Raw genomic sequence first — 17731 nt, forward strand, 5'->3', positions numbered from 1 at the left:
CCGAGCTTTTTAAAACAGCAGCTTCGCGGGTCAAAATGGCCGTGTTTCAGCTACCGCGGTTATAGCCGCAAAATGTCGCCGCTTAGGCGGTCCCTTCACTTCGGGTTACAACCGCGTAAAAAGACCCGCGGTTTTCCACCTCTCGTTCAGCGTCATTTTTGAATGCGGCCCACACTTTTTAAAAGACAAAACTTCTTTAAAAGATAAATGCAGACCAGGTTTTGAATTTGAATTTAAAGAAGCCCAGGCCGCGTTCAAAACGACGTCGAGGGAGAGGCGTAAAACCGCGTGGGTTTTTACGCGGGTTGAAGCCCGAACAGAGAGTACCGCGCAGCGGCGGAGTTTGCGGCTATCACTCAGGATCCTGAAACACGGCCACCCCAACTTGCGCAGCTGCTGTTCTCAAAAAGCGGGGATTCCAAAGGGTCGAGCGACTGCGACCCTTTGGTCGGTGTGGGCCGACGCCCACGACCTTGACGTTGAAAGTTGAAAGTTGAAAGTTGAAAGTTGAAAAGCTTAATTCAAACATTTCCAGCGCTTTCAAAAGCGCTCCAACATCAGCCCCGCTCTTAACCCCACCGCGACTGACGCATTCGGGAAAAGGACATACTCCTCTGCCGCTTCAACCCGATAAGTCTTACCGGCTTCTTCGGCGATCACAAAACCCTTAGGGTATGGGGTAAAGTTGAGTGCATCAGCGGGAATATGCAACTGGAATGCTTCCTGTGAGCGGATGATATCCTGCGTGACACGGTAACGTTTCAAGGGAGTATTGGCCTGCCTTTCTAACAAAGGCGCCTCACTGACCCATGCTTCCAGCGCATGGCGGATACCCACGAACTGCTGGTGGTCATTGCTACCAAACGGCAAGGCTTTGCCCAGTTCAAGCGTGCAACTGTCTGCCTGGAACACTTCGCTGCTGAAATGTGTAAAAGTGCCGCCGGGAGAACGGTGAAAAACCAGCGCATCCAGCCCAGCGGCATCCAGCCAACTGAGCATCTCTGCGCCATGTGGGCGGCCCTGCAACGGCAGTAACCCGAAACGCACATGCAGCGAACCGCGGATCGCGGTGTGCAGATCATAATGAAAGCGCCGGATGGCACCGGCAGCGGATGACGTGTGGTAAAACAGCGCCATCGCCTGCTCGAGTTCGCATGCGCGGCCGGTTTCACCGTTCGGACAAAAGCGTGCATGACGGCCACCGAACATGCGGTTCATGTCGGCATCCACAAAACGTTTATTCACCCGCATTGACGGCGGATTGCCCAGCAACACCAGTAACCGTACTTTCAGCGGCAGCAAGCCGCTCAGGAGTTCAGACACCAGCTGATTAAGCAGTTCGATGGGTGCAGTTTCATTACCATGGATACCGGCGGAAACCACTACTGCACGGTCACAGGCGTGGTGCGGTGAAAGCTCGAGAATCCCCTGAGCCCGCCATATCCAGTCAAGTTGTGCCGTCTGACCCGTTGTGGCCGTAGGGGGTTCACCACTCAGTGTCTGGCTTAAAAAATCAAACATAGATACTCCATGATCATTCAGCGCTGGAACGGGTAAATGGCACCAAGCCCCAAGATCTGTGTCAATTCATCCAGTGCGTAGCGCACTTCGGTCAGAAGTTGCGGATCGGCCAAATCTTCGGCCTGCATTCGGTCACGGTAATGCCTGTCTACCCATTGATTGAGACGCGTAAACAGTACGTCATTCATCAACGAACCGTCATTCACTGCCGAGAGTTCAGCGCGGTTCAGTGCCACCCGCAAACGCAAACAGGCTGGCCCGCCGCCGTTACGCATACTTTCGCGCAGGTCGAACACTTCTATCTGATCGATTGGCCCGCCGCTTTCCTGCAATTCGCACAGATAATCCCATACACCGATATGCTGACGGGACTCTTCCGGCACCACCATCATCATCTTGCCGTCGTTTTTGCTCAGTAACTGGCTGTTAAATAGGTAGGTCGCCACCGCGTCGTCAATTGACACCTTGCTTTGCGGCACCACAATGGGCTGAAAATCCAGCGCCAGTGCCGCCATTTTGTCGCGGATCTCACCCAGCGCCAAGTCAGCATTGAGGAACGCCTGCTGATGGTGAAAGAGCACCTGCCGATTGCTGACGCAAATCACGTCGTTATGAAACACGCCGCGATCAATCGCTTCAGGGTTTTGCTGCACGAACACCGTGCGTGCCGGGCTGAGCTGATGCAACCTCGCTACCGCATCGCTGGCTAAGCGGGTCTGGCGCGCCGGATAACGCACCGGTTCATGTTCGCCGGCCAACAATCCATGGCGGCCATACACAAACACCTGAACACCAGGCTGGTCGTGATCCCCACACAGCCGGTTATGGTTGGCCGCGCCCTCGTCGCCCAACGCTGCCACCTGCGGCAAAGCATCATGATGGCAAAAATGGCTGTCGTGCTTAAAGGTGGCACGCAAAATCGCCGAGGTTGTATCAGCTTCAATGGCACGGTGAAGCTTGTTATTAAGATTCGCCACGGTGAAATGCGTGCGGCCGTCGGCGCTGTCCGCTGAAGGGGAAACCGTCGCAGCGTTCGCCACCCACATCGATGACGCAGAACTGAGTGATGACAGTAGGCGCGGCGAGTAAGCCTGCGCCTGCGCCAATACCTCGCGATCGCTGCCGCCAAACCCCATCTGACGTAGCGTGGCTAAATGCGGCCGCTCATGCGGTGGCAGAACACCTTGAGCAAAACCGAGATCGGCCAGGGATTTCATTTTCTGCAAACCCTGTTTAGCCGCTAATTTGGGGTTGGCTACCGCGTGTTGATTACGTGTTGAGGCTTCGTTGCCGAACGATAAACCGGCGTAGTGGTGCGTCGGCCCCACTAGCCCGTCAAAATTCGCTTCACATCCTGACATGCGTCTCTCCTTTTGCATTGCGTCATGGCATTCAGACGTTGCTGAAATCAATTCCAGGTGACAACGTCACGGGGAGTTCCACCTTGTCACTTTCCAAAGATGCCATCGGCCAGGCACAGTAATCTGCGGCATAATAGGCGCTCGGACGGTGATTGCCAGATGCCCCAACACCACCAAATGGCGCATTACTTGAAGCACCCGTCAGGGGTTTATTCCAATTGACGATCCCGGCGCGGGCTTCGATCAGCAACTGTTCAAACTGCCGACGCTCATGGGAAATCAGCCCGATAGCCAGACCGAACCGGGTCTGGTTAGCCAGTTCAATGGCCTGGTCAAAGTCGGTGTAGCGGATAACACTGAGCAGCGGTCCGAAGTACTCTTCGTCCGGCACGCCGGACACACCGGTCAGATCGATAATCCCCGGTTTAAGCAAGGTGCTGTGCGGTTCCAGGCGGGTCAGCGCCAGTAATTGTTTGCCGCCAAGCGCCATTAAATCGTCCTGTGCCTTGAGCATACCGCGAGCGGCATCATCGGAAATCACCCCACCCATAAACGGCTGAGGCTGATCGTTCCAGTGGCCAACAACAAGTGACAATGTCACATCCACCAATCGTTGGATAAACGCATCCCCCGCTGCGCCCTGCTTCACCAGCAGACGTCTTGCACAGGTACAGCGCTGTCCGGCAGAAATGAAAGCCGACTGAATCGTCAGGTTGACTGCCGCATCGATATCCGCCACCGGTTCAACGATCAGCGCATTATTGCCGCCCATTTCCAGTGCCAGAATTTTCTCCGGCTGCCCGGCCAACTGCCGGTGTAATTGATAACCAGTTCCTGCGCTGCCGGTAAACAACAACCCGTCGATCTGCGAAGACGCCGCCAACGCTTCACCGGTGGAGCGCCCGCCCTGTACCAGGTTGAGCACGCCGTCAGGTAGCCCGGCCTGTTGCCATAATTTTACCGTCTCTTCCGCCGTTTTCGGCGTCAGTTCACTGGGTTTAAACACCAGAGTGTTACCTGCCAACAGCGCCGGAACAATGTGGCCGTTGGGCAGATGCCCGGGGAAATTATACGGGCCAAACACAGCCAGCACACCGTGCGGACGATGGCGCAGCACCGCTTCACCGTCGGGCATCGGTGTGTGTTTTTCGCCAGTTCTCGCCTGATTGGCTTCCAGCGAGATCGCCACTTTGCCGATCATCGCCTGAATTTCGGTCAGCGTTTCCCAGTAGGGTTTGCTGGTTTCGAGGCTGATCACTTCCGCTAAACGGCTTTTATGTTCGGTGAGTAACGCGGAAAAACGGCCGATCACCACGGCGCGCTCGGCCACCGTTTTACGCGCCCAGGCGGGGAAAGCGTTACGGGCGGCGGCACAGGCCGACGCCACATCTTCAGGGCTGGCACTCAGTGCTGACCACAGCGCGGTGTTATCGACCGGATTGGTTTTCTCCAGCAACGTGCCTTGTCCGCTACGCCACTGGCCTTCTATAAACATTGCAGGATGCATCATGCGAGACTTTCCTCTGTACTTGAATCAGTGTGCTGGTCTGTTAAGGGGGAGTTGCCTCCGCCAGCTTGAAAGGGAAACAACGCCACGGCACGGAGTTTGTCCCCGGCCATGACGCCCAATTCCAGCGCAGTTGCAGCGTTAATCGTCAATTCATTCAGTGACGGTCCACCGGGCACCAGCACAGCCCGGAAATCTTGATAATTTTCATTAGCGACCAGGTAGAGCGGCGCCTTTTCGTCAAAGCTTTGCTCACTGATTTTCGCCGTCAGCAGACGGCTGCATTTCACCGCCCGCAAGTCATCAATTTCACCTTCGAGTGTTGGGCCGCCGTCGAAAATATCCACGTAACCGGCATAGCGCAGCCCTTCACCTTCCAGCACAGCGCGAGCTGGCACCGTTTGTGGATGCACCTGTCCAATCACTTCGCGCGCTTCGGGGCTGAGCAAATCGGTATAAAGAGGGTGTTTCGGCATCAGCTCCGCGATAAATGATTTTTGCCCCATGCCCGTCAGGCGGTCAGCTTCGGAGAATTCCATACCAAAAAAGTGCCGTCCTACACTGTCCCAGAATGGGGAATGGCCGCTGTCATCTGAAATCCCGCGCATTTCTGCAATCACTTTGCGTGAGAAATGCTCTCGGAACGCCGCCATAAAGAGGAAGCGGACTTTTGACAACAACTGGCCGTTCTTGCCATGGCGTTGTTCGGGATCGAGAAACAACGTACAGAGTTCGGTGTAACCCGTGTGATCGTTGCTGAGAAATAGTGTCGGTACTGGCTTATAAATATTCAAACTTTTTGAAGCGTGCACCAGCGTGCCAAGGCGAAAGTTGTACCAGGGTTCGCTCAGTCCCACCGCCACCTCAATGGCGCTCACACCCACCACGCGTTTCAACTCGGTATCTTCCAGCACAAACAGATAGCCTTGTTCAGCTTTGTCCAGCCGCCCTTCCCAGGTCGCCACTGAGCGCTCAATGCGCGTACGCAGATGCGACGCATCTTTTGGCAAAGAGGTTAAACCGATGCCGGTTTTGCCTGACAACTGCAGGATATCGGCGAGATCGCCGGGCCGCACAGGGCGTATCAACATCATGGTGCTTACCTCGTTAACTGAGTGGGATCTTACGCACAGAGTCGTTTTACCGCGCGTTCGAGTCGGTTCAGGCCTTCTTCAATGTCAGCGCCCGGAATGATCAGTGACGGAGCAAATCGCAGTACATCGGGACCCGCGATCAACGCAATGAGTCCCTCTTCGGCTGCCAGAGTATTAAGCTGTTTAGCCTGGCCGGCATAGCGTTCGCTCATTACGGCACCCAGTAGCAGCCCGGCGCCACGCACTTCGCGGAATACGTGAAACTGATCGTTAATGCGTTTCAGACCATCGATAAACCACTGATGACGCTTCTGCACCCCGCTCAGCACTTCCGGCGTATTAATCAGCGCCAATACTTTGCCTGCAACCGCCGTCGCCAGTGGGTTACCGCCGTATGTCGTACCATGAGTGCCGGGCTGGAACAGCACAGCGTAGCGGTCCAGTGTCAACATGGCGCCAATCGGGAAACCACCACCCAGCGCCTTGGCACTGGTCAGAATATCCGGCACCACGCCGTAGCACTGATAAGCATAAAGCTCGCCGGTACGACCGACACCGGTCTGAACTTCATCGAAAATCAGCAGCGCATGATGTTTGTCGCACAATTCACGCAAGCCTTGCAGGAAGTGGGCATCGGCAGGCAGTACGCCACCTTCGCCCTGAATCGGCTCGACGATCACAGCACAAGTGCGGTCAGACATCTGACTGGCAACGGCAGCCAGATCGTTAAATGGCAGATGGGTGATGTCCTGCGGCAATGGCGCAAAATCTTCGGAGTATTTGGGTTGCCCGCCCGCCGTAACGGTAAACAGTGTGCGTCCGTGGAAAGCGTTGTTGAAAGCAATGATCTCGCTCTTGTTGCCACCTTGTTTACGCCCGTAGAGACGCGCCAGTTTCAGAGCAGCTTCGTTGGCCTCTGCACCTGAGTTACAGAAGAACACTTTGTCAGCAAAGGTGGCCTCAATCAGTTGCTTCGCCAGACGCAACACGGGTTCGTTGGTGTAACCGTTGCCTAAGTGCCAGACTTTATCCGCCTGCTCCATCAGCGTTTTTTTGATTTCCGGGTGCGCGTGGCCTAACGCATTCACCGCAATGCCGCCAGCGAAATCGACATAGTCTTTGCCCTCCTGGTCCCATAACCAGGAGCCGTCACCACGAACCGGAATAAAGGTGGCGGGTGCATACACCGGCACCATCCAATCATCAAAGTTTTGGCGGCTGACGTTTTGTTGTTGTTGCATATCTACCTCAGAGTCAAAGGGGGTCGGACTGCTGCAAAATTGTTATTTTAAAGTTAAAAAATCAACTCTCTTGGCTTGATAATAGATTGCACCGTTCGTGCCAGCAAAGAGAAAAAATGCATAAAATCCACCAGGTCATGAAAAAACAATCACTTAAAAACGAACGATATTCACTTAAAGTGCATAAAAAATGAATAATAGAAATAATTCCCTTTTGCAGCATGAACGTCATTCGACTGAATATGCAGGCGTGAATTTTCTAATCTTTCGCTCAGAATTGTGATCGTCAGCATCCGGAGATAACGTGCTACGCAATGTGATGCCCCGTTTTAGGGCGGCAGATGCACTTTATTGGTGATATAGCACAAAGGATGAGTCGTGTAAGGACTCGGCATGACGACCTAATGGGTCTTTTACAGGTTACATCGCGGTGTCAACCACCGACGTCGGTTATAGGACATGTTCCATTACCAGCGTGCCTTGCACCCCGTAATGCCATTGATACAATGTTTTTTGCGGAAGGATAGAATGTGATCAACCTTACATTTTTGCTAGCGTCTGCCGTCAATTTTTCACATCAAGTGGTAATGTGTTTTTAATTTAATGAAATGACATTTCAATTAATAAAGTAAAGCCATTTTAACGGCTAATTTTGTTGCCACTTATGAGGTGAATCATGGCGAAAGGCTCTCAGATTCAATTCAGTTTTCATACCGTTCAGGATCCCCAGACCGGTGCGCGCGTCACGCGTCTGACGCCTCCCGATGTACTCTGCCACCGTAACTATTTCTATCAGAAATGTTTTACCCGCGACGGCAGCAAGGTGTTGTTTGCCGGCGAATTTGACGGATATCGCAACTACTACCTGCTGGATCTTAACACCCAGAAAGCAGTGCAGCTTACCGAAGGTAAAGGAGACAACACCTTTGGCGGATTCCTTTCCCCGGACGATCAATACCTTTACTACGTCAAAAATGAACGCCGTCTGCAAAGGGTAAAACTGGCCGATTTCAGCGAAGGCACCGTATATCAGGTGCCGGAAGAGTGGGTCGGCTACGGGACGTGGGTGGCAAACAGCGAATGCACCAGTCTGGTGGGGATCGAAATTAGCCGTGAAGATTGGACGCCGCTGTCAGACTGGAAAATTTTTCAGGAGTTCTACCACAGCAATCCGCACTGTCGCTTGCTGCGCGTAGATTTGCTGAGCGGTAAATCCGCCGTGATCCATGAGAAGAATGAATGGCTCGGCCATCCGATTTATCGTCCGTACGACGACAGCACCGTCGCGTTTTGTCACGAAGGTCCGCACGATCTGGTCGATGCGCGTATGTGGCTGGTTAATGAAGACGGCACTCATGTGCGCAAGGTGAAAGAACATGCGCACGGCGAAAGCTGCACGCATGAGTTCTGGGTGCCAGACGGTTCCGCATTGATGTATGTATCGTACCTGAAAGGCCAACACGATCGTCATATCCGGCGATTTGATCCGCAAACCGGCGAAGATATCAGCCTGATGACCATGCCTGCCTGCTCCCATCTCATGAGCAATGAAAACGGTTCGCTGCTGGTGGGTGACGGTTCGGGAACGCCGGTCGATGTGAAAGATACCGCCAGCCATACCATTGAAAACGATCCATGGTTGTATATTTTCGACGCTAAAACTCGCCAATATGCACCGCTGGCGGCACATAACAGCTCATGGCGCGTGCTCGATGGCGACCGTCAGGTGACGCATCCGCACCCTTCTTTCTCGCCGGACGATCGTCACGTTCTGTTCACAACCGATTATGAAGGATTGCCGGCGCTGTATCTGGCTGAAATTCCTGATGCCCTGCTCAGCTTAAATCGCTAAACCAGAACGCCGGTCTGCGTGAACAGACCGGCGTTGGTTAACCAAGGTGTTTATCAGAAATTGTATTGCACACCTATACGGAACCGCGTCTGGCGTTCGTCTGTGGTTTTACGCACCGAAACATCGCCAACCTCAACATAGGGTGTCCATTGCTTATTAATATTATAAGCAACTTTTAAATCCTGCTCGTAATCCCACTTGTCATTGTCGTATAACACTTGGTCGCTGTGTTTATATATATAGTTATATTCGAAACGCCAATCGGCAAGACGATAGCCCAACCAGATTTCGCCACGGTTGGTTTTACGGTCCTCGGTATTCTCTTTGGTATAACGAGTGTATTCGTAACGATAACGAGCATTAAAATAAATGCCGCTGTCGAAAGTATATCCGGCGGTTAAATAGGGTTTATAGATACTGCTATCCGAACTGGATTCCAGTGTAAAACCGGGCTGCAAGAAGAACGCCGGTGTCACTTTATACTGATAGCTAATGGTGCTTTCCGTGCCATTATCCACAAGATTATTAAAGGGTTTATTTTCATTGTCGCCGCCGGATTTCCACTTGGCTTCCAGCGAGAAACCAAACCCGTTATCGAAACGGTGTGATATTAACGCCCTGTCTTTATTTTACTTACTGTCATCGAGCCATTCATGGCGAAGATCGATCGTCACGGCCTGACTGCTGGCACTGGCCAGCAGCAGACCGCAGAGCAGCAGTCTGTTATTTTTCATGTTGTTATTAACCCCAGAGATATTGAGCAGTGTTTTTATGAGTCATTTATATAACTTGTTTTACTTCATTTATTTCTTTGCAAAAAAATCTTTATAATTAAATTCGCCGTCCGGTTTACGGAGCACCGGGTTTGGCAACTGAAGTGTTTTAAAATCATCAGGCTTTATTTGTTTCCCCGCTTTATTCACACTTTTATGGTTTGTATAGAAATAATCACTGTTATCGATATTCCCGCTGATCGCATCGTCATACTTGCCTGCCGTGGTGCGCAGCGAAATATTGCCTTTGAAGAAGCCCTGTTTGTCTGCGGTGGTGTAAGGAGACGGACGGAACAGGAAATTGAAGCGTTTGTTGTCCACCGCGCGGTTGCCTTCAATCACCAGTGCGCCAGGGTTGAAGTTGTCTGTAAAACCGTCCATGCCGTTTTCCAGCGCGACGTTATTGCGGACAAGGTGCGCGACGGGTAATCCTTCCCCACCGAGTTTGAAACCGTTGCTGCCGTTGTGGACGGACAGACTGTTTTCAATAGTGACTCTGCCGTTCGGGCCATCTTCAATCTTATTGAACAGATCAAATCCATCATCGATGTTGTCGTGGGAATAACAGTTCACCAGCCGGTTGCCCTCGCCAACGCGCATTTTCACCGCAAAGCCATCAGCGTTTTTACGCCCAGTATCCTGATTTCCCCAGGATTCTGAATTACTGATCAGATTGTGGCTGGCCCACAGTGCGCGCCCGATGCCGTCTGGCGAGGCCACCCAGATGCCAGTGTCGTCGGCGTGATGCGCTTTGACGCGGTCAATATGGTTATAACTTCCGGCTACGTGAAAGCTTTTCTGCGTGACGTTAATGCCCTGCACAGCCCAATAACTGGCATCGAGTTTCAGACCGTGGAATATCACGTTATCACCCTGCGCGCGCAGCGTTTTCAGGGCTTTGTTCGTGCCACTGGCGGTTGCCGGGATCATGCTGGCCGGATACTCACCGTCAGCAATCCACAGGGTACCGCCCGGCGCTAACAGATTGGCCGCACTGGCGAAATCCAGTGGATGTGTGCGTGAACCGTCGTTGCCCGCTGTGCCCTGTGGTGAGACATACAGTTCATCAGGGTTGCTGACCAGCGTCATGCTGACCGGGAATTCCTGCGTCACCGGCGTACCCTTTTCCGGGGTAAACGTCACCTTAAAAGAAGTTGCAGGCCGATCGGCATGGAACGGCACCGCAATCACTTCTCCGCCGCGCATGGTTTGCTGGCGCTGTAGCGGTTTACCGCCCTGTTCGATCTGCAACTGACCGTCGCCGTTAGTGCGCAGCTGGAATAGGCTGTCGCGGCGCGATATCACCGGCGATGACATCACTTCGATGCGCGCTTCCAGTGACGGTGTCACGTAGGGTACTGAAGGCTGAGTATGCGCTTCGCTGAGCGTTAGCTTCGCGTGATTAACGGTGATGCTGGCGTTGCGTGAGGCAAAGAACCCCACGTAATAACCGGTTTTATCCAGTTGCGTGATGCGGTCTGCGCCTTCAACGGTTTTGGTTGTCCACTGCTCACGGCCCTGCGGCGCATAGGCGACGTCAAAGCCGTTGTCCGTGCGGGTCAGCCGCAATGAGAAATGTTGAGGTGTGCTGAGTGGATGATAGCCTTCGCGCAGGATACCGATACCCGTATTGCCCCAAGGTTGCTGCACGCCCTGCCTGGCAATCAGCGCCACCACTGGCGGTTTATCGCCTGTGGCCATGACGCTGTTCATCACCATATTGGACGCTGCCGGTAATTCCTCTATACCCGGTTTGGTCACCGGCTCGCGCGGTGTCCCCAAAATATCGCGCACCAGTAATCCCGCGCCTTCCTGCCCCGCCGGTTTTGCGCCATTTTCTGGCCCAAATTGATTAAGCGTGATGTCGGCTTCCAGCTGGAAGTTCACGTCAGCCGGTAAGCGGGTGTAGAAATAGGTTAATCCATCGTGACTGTTACCCACTTTCCCACCGCGGCTTTCAATGGTAAATGGTGTTGTCAGTGGCACACCAGCTTGCGAGATATTTTTCCCGTCCGCCAGACGCGTTTCGTTCATGCCGGTTTTTTCCGGTAAGACGTTAGTGGCGAAATTGATATCAGTTGACTGGCCAAAAGTGATGCTGTGCCAGATCAGGCTGCTGGTGGCAGGCAATGCGGCGGCCATGCCATGTGCGCTAACTCCGAGAGACAGCGCGACAATAAACAAGTTACGTTCCCACATAGTCGTTCTCATCCTAAAAACGTAAGGCGTCGCTGGCCGGTTTTCCCGGCCAGTCGGTAAGGTAATTAATAACGTGGTAAAGCTGAGGTTTACGGGTGTTGCGTGGTGCTCACCATGGGTTTCTGTTCGGTTAGCTCAACCGCTGGCGTATCGAAGATTTTGCGGCAGACTTCACTGTTACCCCAGCATTGTTCGTACGGATAGCCAATCAGTTCTTCCATCACCGCACGCACGTCAGGTTGGATCCCGCGGATCTCGCCCCCAGCTTTGATACGTGCCACTTCGCCAAGGACCACCAGGTGAGTTTTGCGGTTTAATTTCATCTGATTACTGAACACCATTGCCATCAGTGCCAGTGTGATAACCCCGATACCGAACACCATCGCGATCGCCATCACAGCGCTTTCCGGTTGGGTATGTGATTTGGACTGGAAACCATAGAAGCTGAGGACGGCGCCCATCACGAACACGATGACCGAACGCGTCAGCTTGCCGGAGAAGGTCATTGCACCAGCATAGATACCTTCGCGACGACGGCCGGTGAAGGCTTCATCAATGTCCGCCAGGAAGGTGTAAACCGTCCAGGGAATGTAATACACACCACCGGTACCAATACCGAATATCACGGTGATGGTCAGCATCGCGGCCGTTGCATACTGTTGCGGCAGATGCAGGAAGTGCAGCAGGCTGTAACAGGCGACCGAGAACACCACAATGCTCAGCGCCAGGATGTAAGGCTTGCTGAAGCCGTGCTTCACACAAATACCGATGAAGATTGCGGTAGAGAACAGTTGCAGAATCGAGTTCAAGCTGCTGAGTCCGGCAACCATCGTCGGATCATATTGCAGTACGAAAATGATGAAGTAAGTGAAGGCTGAAGCAAACAGCCATTCAGCACCGAAACCGCACAGATACATGCCCAGATGTTTGCGGAATACACGCAGGTGGAAGGTGGATTTCATGTCGCGCAACAGCGTGAGCATGGTTTTGCCAAGGCTTTGCTTTTTCTCATCAATCGGCGTGGTTTCTTCCGTCGGACGTTCCCATGAAGATAAATACAGCATGCCGATGGCGATACATAAAATCACACCGTAGGTCAGTGCAGTGAAGAAAAACGGCTCGGCGGAGTCTTTACCGTAGATCAGAATGAACTGACCGGGGATGAACGCGGCGAGGAAGTTCGCGACTTTACCGAAAATCGCTTTGTAGCCAGTCAGCTTGGAGCGCGCGGAGAAGTCGGTGGTCATTTCCGTAGCGAGAGTTTCATACGGCACCATCACTGAGGTGTAGATCAACTCGAACACAACATAAGTTGAAAGGTAGTACCAGAAGCCGAAGCCTTCGACCCACAGTAGCGGGTAGAACATCATCAACGGTATGCCGAGCAGAATGAAGAATCGACGGCGACCAAAACGTTTACCAAGGCGCGTTTTACCGAAGTTATCGGAAAGATAACCCATCAACGGGTTGCTGATCGCATCGATAACGCTCGCGACGGAGAATATCGCTGCTGCCTGCAACAGCGTCAGACCACAAAAGGTCGTGTAAAAGTAAAGCAGCCAAATTCCGGCAATGGCCAGTGCCCCGCTGCCTAATAAATTACCGCCGCCATAAGCCAGTTGATGTCTGAATAAAATTGGTTTTTCTGCGTTCATTGAGATTCCCGCCCAGAGAGGTACTTACATTTATGAACCGGTGTTTTATTTTTTTAGGGATATCGTTTTATATAGGCGGGATTGATGAATAGATGTGAATTAGTTCACATTTGAAATACCAGACAGATAGCTGAACGCGTAATTTGAGAAGCACTTATCATTCTTCTCCCAAATAAACAAACTATTGGCGCGATTATTTACGTTGAATTAATTCAACATGGAATGATTTACTGGCAAACTTCTTTCAGCCCCGGATTGGCAGAAATACGAGGGAGCTCATCAGGTTAAGGGCTGTCCTATAAGAGGAAGACGCGTGGGGAAAGAGCAATCCCTGGCTCTGTGGCTTGCTACAGTGAGTGATGATGAAACCTGGGGCAGTGAAACCTCTAACGTGATTGTTCTCACACTCTACGCATTCTGTTTTACCAATGCGCCTGAGGGGACAAAGAATCTTAGGATAGATAGGTGTTTTGTTTTTTGTTGTATTTTATTTGTTAAATAATTGGTACATAAAAGGCATTTTTTTAACAATTAACGCCTCTTGTTTTGCCTTTTTAGCCCACCCTTGATTTTAATTAACATTAATTTAACCTTAAATTACCCATTATTTAACATTTTCGGACGTAGATCACATTTTATTTACTTTCCTGCGTGCAGTCCATTTCTCCTTTGTTAACCTCAGTACGTGGAAAACATCACCACTACCCTTACACCCAGATCATAAGAAAAGGTATAGCCATGAAATTTAACCTCGCATTAGTCAGCGCATGTGTGGTTTCTGCATGCATGTTAATCGCCACACCAAGTTTTGCCGCCAAACCCTACAATATCGCTCTGGTTGCCAAAGTTACCGGCATTCCCTGGTTTACCCGCATGGAAGTCGGTGTAAAAGATGCCGCGCAAAAGCTTCATGTCAATGCTTATCAGGTAGGTGCATCGACACCCGACCCAGCAGCCCAGGTTAAAGTGATTGAAGACTTAATCGCCAAAAAAGTGGACGCCATTATTGTCGTTCCAAATGATGCAAAAGTATTAGAACCGGTACTTAAAAAAGCCCGTGACGCAGGGATTGTGGTATTAACCCACGAATCACCCGACCAGCACATCGGTCAGTGGGATATTGAAACGATTGATAGCCAAAAATATGCTGAAGCCAACATGGATGAGTTAGCCAAGGATATGGGCAGTAAAGGGGGTTACGCTATTTACGTCGGCTCACTGACCGTACCTTTACATAATGCCTGGGCAGATGCGGCCATTAAATATCAGAAAGAAAAATACCCAGACATGCATGAAGTGACTTCGCGTCTTCCGGTGGCTGAGAATATTGATAAGTCTTACTCCACCACGCTGGATCTCATGAAAACGTATCCTGATATGAAAGGGATTATCGGCTTTGGTTCATTAGGCCCAATTGGAGCCGGTCAAGCCGTTCAGCAGAAACGTGCAAAAAATAAAATAGCGGTGGTCGGTATCGCGATGCCTGCCCAGGCAGCCCCTTACCTGATGCGCGGCGACATTAAGAAAGTCCTGTTATGGGATCCGAAAGATGCCGGTTTCGCACTGGTAAGCGTTGCTGACCAGATGTTGCAGGGCAAACCTGTGACCAAAGATTTAACCATAGATGGGTTGGGTAAAGCAGACGTTGATATGGATAAACACGTCATTCGTTTTAATAAGATCCTTGAAGTGACGTCAGAGAATGCCAAGTCACTTGGTTTCTAAATCTCGATCATTCTTGGCGCCGCAGAGACGTTGACGGCTCTTGTTCACCCGAATAACTGATATCAGTCAGCTCATCGGGGTTCGCTCGGTGACCGGCTTTCGGCTACTCGAGTGATGTTGAGGATGTGAAAATGACGCTTTATTTTTACCGGGAATATTTTTAATTCCCAACGCCTTCACCAGGCAAATAGGAACAGATACGGCGTAATTAGATGTACCGTATCTGTTTTTCTAAAAAACATGATTATAAATATAATAAACAATCCATGCTGTAAGGATAATGTGATGAATACTTCATCAAACTCCAGGTCGCCCACGCCCTTAAGTTCACCCAAGCCGTTTATCAGCCTTGAGTGTATCAGTAAAAAATTCCCCGGCGTACTCGCGCTGGATAATGTCACCCTAACCTTAAATAAAGGCGAGGTGCATTGCCTTGCCGGTCAGAATGGTTGTGGAAAAAGCACCATTATTAAAGTGATTTCTGGAGTTTATCAGCCAGAAAAAGGCGCAACTATTCAGCTTGATGGAAAGTTATTCCACTCGCTGACGCCACAGCTTTCCTCTTATTACGGTATTCAGGTGATTTATCAGGATCTGTCTTTATTCCCGAATTTATCGGTTGCCGAGAATATTGCCATTCACCGCTATTTACCGGGCGGTGATTTCTGGGTACATCGCGAGGCAATGCGCAAAAAAGCACTGGCTGCTATGCAACGTGTTGGTGTCTCTCTGGATCTCGATCGTAAAGTCGAAAAGCTATCGATCGCCGACCGTCAATTGGTGGCAATATGCCGGGCAATCGCTGCTGACGCGAGCCTGGTCATCATGGATGAACCGACCGCTTCTTTGACCCGCACCGAGGTCAATGGCCTGTTGCGAGTGGTGAACGAATTGAAAGCTGCCGGAATATGTGTGGTGTTTGTCAGCCACCGTCTCGACGAAGTGATGGAAGTTGCCGACCGTATCAGCGTGATGCGCGACGGCAAACTGGTGGGTACTTATCCGGCCAGTAAGCTCGACAGCAGCGAACTGGCGTTTCTGATGACCGGCCAGCGTTTCAGTTACAGCCACTTGCCACATCATGCATCGGCCGACACCACGCCTCTACTGGAAATCAGCCACCTCAGCCGCGCGGGCCAGTACAACGACATTTCGCTGTCGCTACGTCAGGGAGAAATCACCTCCATTATCGGCCTGCTCGGTTCCGGACGTACCGAATTGTGCATGAGCCTGTTTGGCATGAGCCAGCCCGACAGTGGTGATATCAAGGTGAACGGTAAAAAAGTCAAACTGCGCAGTAACCGCGATGCTATTGACCACGGTATTGCGTATGTGTCAGAGGACCGCCTGACACAGGGCTTAATCATGGATCAGTCCATTTATGATAATACGCTGGTGTCAATTTTCGGCATATTGCAAACCCGCAGTGGACTGATGGACCACCGTAAAGCGGCCTCTGTGGTAAAAGATCTGATCCGTGATCTGAACATTAAAGTCTCAGACAGTGCGCTACCGGTGAAGACGCTTTCCGGGGGCAATGCCCAGCGCATTGCCATTGCTAAATGGGTCGCAACCCATCCGCACATTCTGATCCTCGACTCACCAACGGTAGGCGTAGATATTGCCAATAAAGAGGGAATTTATCGTATTGCGCGGGATCTGGCTGAGTCAGGTATGGCGGTATTAATGATTTGCGATGAAATTCCCGAAGCCTATTACAACAGTCACCGTGTTCTGGTGATGCGTAAAGGTCAGTTGATTGCCGAGTTCGCGCCGCACCAGTGCAGCGAAGCACAGATTGCGGAGGTGATAAATGGATAAAAAACATCTGAGTAAAGTCTTTGCGCAGCACGAGTTCTGGCTCGGTTTACTGGTTCTGCTTCTGGCCATTGGCCTGAGCCTCAGTACCAAAGAGTTCCTGACTCTCGGTAATTTGACTGACGTCGCCACCAGCTATGCCATTCTCTGCATTTTGGCCTGCGGCCTGTTTGTGGTGCTGATTGCCGGGGGTATCGACATCTCTTTCCCGGCAGTGACGTCGATCGGGCAATACGTGATGGCCAGTTACATCATCCACCACGGCGGCAGCTTCCCACTCGCTTTCGCCATGGCGATGGGCGTAGGTATGCTGCTCGGACTGGTGAACGGTTTTCTGGTCTATTGGCTGCGCGTTCCGGCCATTATCATCACCATCGCCACCCTCAATCTGTTCTACGGTTTGCTGGTTTATCTGACCAACGGGACCTGGTTATACGGATTTCCGGACTGGTTTATGAACGGGATCAACTGGTTCTCGTTCAAGGGTGCAGACGGTTACGACTACGGCTTGACGCTACCGCTGCTCAGTCTCCTGAGCGTGATTGTCGTCACCGGGATTTTGATGAATTGCACCCGTATTGGCCGCCAGATCTATGCCATGGGCAGCAATCGTGACGCAGCGTCACGCCTTGGCCTTAACATCCTGCGACTGCACTTTTATGTCTACGGTTTTATGGGACTGCTGGCGGGGATCGCCGCAGTGGTTCAGGCGCAGATTACGCAATCCGTCGCGCCAAATTCACTGCTCGGTTATGAGCTCACCGTACTGGCAGCCGTCGTACTCGGGGGGACCAGTATGACCGGCGGGCGCGGTTCCCTGACGGGTACGGTACTGGGTGTCATGCTGCTGGCATTTTTGCAAAACGGTTTGACACTACTGAGTATCTCCTCCTACTGGCATCAGGTTTTCAGCGGTGTGATCATTCTGGTCAGCATCAGCAGCACCGCGTGGAACGAAAAACGCAAACTGGCGAAGGGAATGTAA

At 51.7% G+C, this 17731-nt stretch carries 11 protein-coding genes and 1 pseudogene; 4 read left to right on the top strand and 8 right to left on the bottom strand.

Annotation, left to right across the window (positions count from 1 at the left end; genetic code table 11):
* Positions 1 to 540: 540 nt before the first annotated feature.
* The 5 genes from astE to IEV89_RS06505 are packed head-to-tail and all read right to left on the bottom strand — an operon-like array spanning position 541 to position 6724.
* Positions 541 to 1521 carry a succinylglutamate desuccinylase gene (gene astE / locus IEV89_RS06485; RefSeq protein ID WP_188471666.1) on the bottom strand — a complete coding sequence of 327 codons (981 nt, stop codon included), beginning with the start codon at positions 1519 to 1521 and terminating at the stop codon, positions 541 to 543.
* Positions 1522 to 1538: 17 nt separating this feature from the next.
* Entirely contained in the window at positions 1539 to 2882 is a 1344-nt protein-coding gene (gene astB, locus IEV89_RS06490; protein WP_188471667.1) for an N-succinylarginine dihydrolase, read from the bottom strand.
* Positions 2883 to 2913: 31 nt separating this feature from the next.
* Positions 2914 to 4392, bottom strand: a complete 1479-nt coding sequence (astD, locus tag IEV89_RS06495; RefSeq protein ID WP_188471669.1) for a succinylglutamate-semialdehyde dehydrogenase — start codon at positions 4390 to 4392, stop codon at positions 2914 to 2916.
* A complete protein-coding gene (gene astA / locus IEV89_RS06500; RefSeq protein WP_188471671.1) occupies positions 4389 to 5483 on the bottom strand; it encodes an arginine N-succinyltransferase in 1095 nt (364 codons plus the stop codon). The genes astD and astA overlap by 4 nt, the downstream gene beginning before the upstream one ends.
* Before the next feature lie 29 nt (positions 5484 to 5512).
* A complete protein-coding gene (locus tag IEV89_RS06505; RefSeq protein ID WP_188471673.1) occupies positions 5513 to 6724 on the bottom strand; it encodes an aspartate aminotransferase family protein in 1212 nt (403 codons plus the stop codon).
* Between the two features lie 676 nt (positions 6725 to 7400).
* Here IEV89_RS06505 and IEV89_RS06510 point away from each other — a divergent pair.
* Entirely contained in the window at positions 7401 to 8576 is a 1176-nt protein-coding gene (locus IEV89_RS06510) for an oligogalacturonate lyase family protein (RefSeq protein ID WP_188471675.1), read from the top strand.
* A 53-nt stretch (positions 8577 to 8629) separates the two neighbouring features.
* On the opposite strand, the pseudogene IEV89_RS06515 reads toward IEV89_RS06510, so the two are convergent.
* From IEV89_RS06515 to IEV89_RS06525, 3 genes and pseudogenes are all read right to left on the bottom strand, one after another.
* Positions 8630 to 9310 (bottom strand): annotated as a pseudogene (locus IEV89_RS06515) (oligogalacturonate-specific porin KdgM family protein).
* A 69-nt stretch (positions 9311 to 9379) separates the two neighbouring features.
* Positions 9380 to 11548 (bottom strand): right-handed parallel beta-helix repeat-containing protein, encoded by a 2169-nt coding sequence (locus tag IEV89_RS06520; protein WP_188471678.1) that lies wholly within the window; start codon positions 11546 to 11548, stop codon positions 9380 to 9382.
* Between the two features lie 89 nt (positions 11549 to 11637).
* Positions 11638 to 13203, bottom strand: a complete 1566-nt coding sequence (locus IEV89_RS06525) for an MFS transporter (protein ID WP_188471680.1) — start codon at positions 13201 to 13203, stop codon at positions 11638 to 11640.
* Positions 13204 to 13941: 738 nt separating this feature from the next.
* Between IEV89_RS06525 and IEV89_RS06530 the strand changes: the two genes are divergently transcribed.
* The 3 genes from IEV89_RS06530 (at position 13942) to IEV89_RS06540 (ending at position 17731) form a co-directional block, all read left to right on the top strand.
* Positions 13942 to 14928: an autoinducer 2 ABC transporter substrate-binding protein gene (locus IEV89_RS06530; protein WP_188471683.1), complete on the top strand. Its 987-nt coding sequence runs from the start codon at positions 13942 to 13944 to the stop codon at positions 14926 to 14928.
* Between the two features lie 285 nt (positions 14929 to 15213).
* A complete protein-coding gene (locus IEV89_RS06535; RefSeq protein ID WP_188471685.1) occupies positions 15214 to 16749 on the top strand; it encodes a sugar ABC transporter ATP-binding protein in 1536 nt (511 codons plus the stop codon).
* Positions 16742 to 17731 carry an ABC transporter permease gene (locus tag IEV89_RS06540; protein WP_188471686.1) on the top strand — a complete coding sequence of 330 codons (990 nt, stop codon included), beginning with the start codon at positions 16742 to 16744 and terminating at the stop codon, positions 17729 to 17731. Before IEV89_RS06535 ends, IEV89_RS06540 begins: the two co-directional genes overlap by 8 nt.

This window comes from Hafnia psychrotolerans, from assembly GCF_014639435.1.
GTDB lineage: Bacteria > Pseudomonadota > Gammaproteobacteria > Enterobacterales > Enterobacteriaceae > Ewingella > Ewingella psychrotolerans.